This window comes from Pseudomonas sp. FYR_5 (assembly GCF_043106315.1).
Lineage (GTDB): Bacteria > Pseudomonadota > Gammaproteobacteria > Pseudomonadales > Pseudomonadaceae > Aquipseudomonas > Aquipseudomonas putida_Y.
This window is the reverse complement of the sequence record NZ_JBICMK010000076.1, coordinates 1-3,113: the sequence shown is the minus strand read 5'-3', so window position 1 is coordinate 3,113 and position 3,113 is coordinate 1. Positions and strand designations below refer to the sequence as shown.

Below are 3,113 nucleotides of genomic sequence, written 5' to 3'. Positions count from 1 at the left end.
TCCACCACCGTGGTAGGAGCGGGTTCACCCGCGAAAGGGCCGGCACAGGTTCAAACAGATATATCAGCCAAAGCTCGCTGCGCCTGGTCGAGCTCCAGCTCGCTGAACACCTGCACCCCCGCCCGCCGCAGCAACGCGGTGGTTACCCCTTCCCCCGCCACTTTCACACCACTGAAGGTGCCATCATAGGTCAACCGGTTGCCACACGAAGGGCTACCAGACTTCAGCACCGCTACGCGGATGCCATGCCGGCGCACCAGTTCCAGCGCCAACTGCGCACCGGCCAGAAACTCGGCACTGACATCTTCACCCGTTACCGTCAGCACCTGCGTGTCACCATCGAGCACAGCGCGGCCCTGCCCTCCGGGTATCTCCGCTGGCGGCCGCGGTGTCGGCAAGCCGCCGGCCACCTCCGGGCACAACGGCACCACGCGCCCTTCAGCCTGCCACTGCTGCAACAAATCGGGATGGCCACTGGCACGGCCGTCATAGCGTACTGGCTGCCCCAACAGGCAGGCGCTCACCAACACCTTGGGCATATCAGAAAAGGTCATTGCCACGCCTCCTGAACCAGCCGGTCAACGACAGCCGCTCGCGCCCGGCCGGCAATACTTCGTGAGGCACTTCGCCCGACAGGAAAACCACCAGGCAAGCGGCCACTGGCTCGACATCGTGCTCGACACCGTTGGCCAAGAACATGCGCAACTGGCCACCGTCATGCGGTTGCCAGCCTTCATTGAGGTAAAGCACCGCCGAGACCATACGCCGGTCATCGTCGCGGAAGCGGTCCAGGTGCCGGCGATAGAACGCCCCCGGTGGGTACAGGGCAAAGTGGCATTCGAAGTCTTCCAGGCCCAGGAACAGGCCTTGGTTGATCGCCAGGCGCAACTGATCCATCGCCGCCAGGTACTGGTCGCAGGCCTCGGCCTGCCCCGGGTCGATCCACTGGATCTGGTCACCGCGAATGGCTTCGCGCACCTCCTGGGTAGCACCCCGCCCAACCCCTGCGGGGTTGAGTTCGCCTTCGGCATCACGGCGCCGGCACTCGGCTGCCAGCGCGCGCACCAGGTCGGCAGGCAGAAAGTGCGCCTGCTGGGACCAGCCATGGGTGGCCAGATCGTCGACGACGGCCGCAAGCATCGGGTATTCAGGGAAGATGTGCATGGCGCGCATCATATCCATTCGCCCTGTCGCCGCACAGCGCCACTTGGCCGAGAAACACGCGGATATCTCGACAAACCGGCGCCGGGCCAAGGACAATAGGCCCCTGCCGACAGGAGTCCTGAATGCGCCGTCTGTTTTCCCTGATTCTGCTGATGATCTGCACCATGCCTGTCTGGGCAGACAACCTGGATCAACTGTACAAGGCTGCCGGCTGGCCCGACCAGCGCGCCCACTTCAACGATGCTCTGACCGCCGCCCAGGAGCGCTACCGCAACAGTTTGCCACCCGCCGTTTACCAGGCGCTGGTCAACAACAGCAACCAGCGCTTCCAGGCCCAGGCGATGGACCGTCGCGCCCAGACCAAGCTGCGCGCCACCCTGGCCAACCCGACACCGGCCCTGGCCTTCTTCCAGTCACCGCTGGGGCGCAAAGTGGTGGCGGCCGAGCTCAGGGCCACCCGCAAGGACGAACTGGCGAAGAACGCCAAAGGCCTGCCCAAGATCCAGGCCAGCGACGATCGTCTGCTGGTCATCGGCCATCTGGCCCAAGCCCTGCCTGCACGAGAGGCCGGCGCCGAAGTCAGCCTTGCCATCGCCGGTGTAGCCGCCGACAGCCTCAGCTCGATGATCCCCGGCCTGTTCGGCGGCGGCCAGGCACAGAGCCTGCTGGATGGCCAGCGCCAGCGACTGATGGGGCAGATTGGCGAAGACCTGAACAACACCCTGCTGTACGTCTACCGCGACCTGTCCGATGCCGAACTGGAAGCGTTCGCCACCTTTGCCGAGTCGCCCGAGGGCAAGGCTTACTACCAGGCGGCCCTGGCCGCTGTGCGCGCCGGCCTGGCGGTTGGCCAGAGCGCCGACGACCTGAAGTGATCAGCCCAGACGCTGGTCGATGAAGTCGAAATAGCGCTGGCGGATGCCCGGCAATTCGTTGGCCAGGTGATGACGGGCCTCGGGCAGCATCAGGATCTGCGGCTCGGCAAACTTGGCCTTGAGCACTTCAAGGTTGTAGGGCCAGTCCACCGTACCATCCGCCTCCCCCTGCACGATCAATGGCCGCCGCGCACTGCGCGGCGCGGCCTCGATGCGTTTGACCCAGGCGATCAGTGCGCCCACCCAGGCCGTTGGCAGGCGACGCGGTTGCAGCGGGTCGGCCTCCAGGAACGGCAGGAAGGCCGGGTCGTTGGTGTTCTCACTGAAGCGCCGTTCGATGCCATTGACGAAGTGGCGCAGCACGCAATAACTGAACTTCGACCAGCGCCAGGAACATGGCCGCACCAGCGGGGCCAGCAGGATGACCTGGCCATCGATGGGGCTGCGTGCGCCATGGTGCAGCAGATGGTCCACGGCAATCGCCCCCCCCGTGCTCTGCCCACAAAGGTGCCACGGGTGCGGCAGTTGCAGCGTGTGCACCTGTTCGAACAAGGCCTCCAGCACCTGCTGGTACACCGCGAAGTCAGTGATGCTGGCCCGCTCGCCGCTGGACAGGCCGTGGCCGGGCAGGTCGCAACTGATCACCGCAAAACCTTGCTTGAGTGCCCACGCAATCACATGCTGGTACAGCCCCATGTGGTCGTAATAGCCGTGCAGCAGGAACAGCGTCGCGCTTGGCTGCTCGGGTAGCCAGGCCTGCCCGACCAGGTCGAACCCCGCCGCCTGGAAGCTGCCTAGCCAGCTGTGTGCCGGCAGGTTCAGGCCATAGAAGCGCTGGTAGTCCTGCGCTTGTGCCGACAGTGGCTGGCGAGTGGTGAAGGGCGCCAGGCTGGTGCGCAGGCGGTCGGGGTGAAAGGCAGGGGGCATCGGGTACATCCACATTGATGCAAGTATTGATCTGGAATCTTCAGCTCTGGCCGGCGCCATGGCAAGCTTGCTCGCCTCGAACAACCAGCATCGAACTAATTGTGGGAGCGGCCTTGTGTCGCGAAAGGGCCGCAAAGCGGCCCCAGC

4 protein-coding genes are annotated in these 3,113 nt (G+C 65.0%); 1 reads left to right on the top strand and 3 read right to left on the bottom strand.

Annotation, left to right across the window (positions count from 1 at the left end; translation table 11 throughout):
- Window positions 1-50 precede the first annotated feature (50 nt).
- Both ACF8RA_RS12945 and ACF8RA_RS12940 read right to left on the bottom strand, forming a co-directional pair.
- Window positions 51-554, bottom strand: a complete 504-nt coding sequence (locus ACF8RA_RS12945; protein WP_209969306.1) for a DUF523 domain-containing protein — start codon at window positions 552-554, stop codon at window positions 51-53.
- Window positions 541-1,173: a 2OG-Fe(II) oxygenase gene (locus ACF8RA_RS12940; RefSeq protein ID WP_392461551.1), complete on the bottom strand. Its 633-nt coding sequence runs from the start codon at window positions 1,171-1,173 to the stop codon at window positions 541-543. The genes ACF8RA_RS12945 and ACF8RA_RS12940 overlap by 14 nt, the downstream gene beginning before the upstream one ends.
- A gap of 113 nt (window positions 1,174-1,286) precedes the next feature.
- Here ACF8RA_RS12940 and ACF8RA_RS12935 point away from each other — a divergent pair, with 113 nt between their 5' ends.
- Window positions 1,287-2,039: a hypothetical protein gene (locus tag ACF8RA_RS12935; protein WP_392519223.1), complete on the top strand. Its 753-nt coding sequence runs from the start codon at window positions 1,287-1,289 to the stop codon at window positions 2,037-2,039.
- Here the strand turns inward: ACF8RA_RS12935 and ACF8RA_RS12930 are convergent, their stop codons facing one another.
- Entirely contained in the window at window positions 2,040-2,966 is a 927-nt protein-coding gene (locus ACF8RA_RS12930; protein ID WP_176682798.1) for an alpha/beta hydrolase, read from the bottom strand.
- Between the last annotated feature and the right edge of the window lie 147 nt (window positions 2,967-3,113).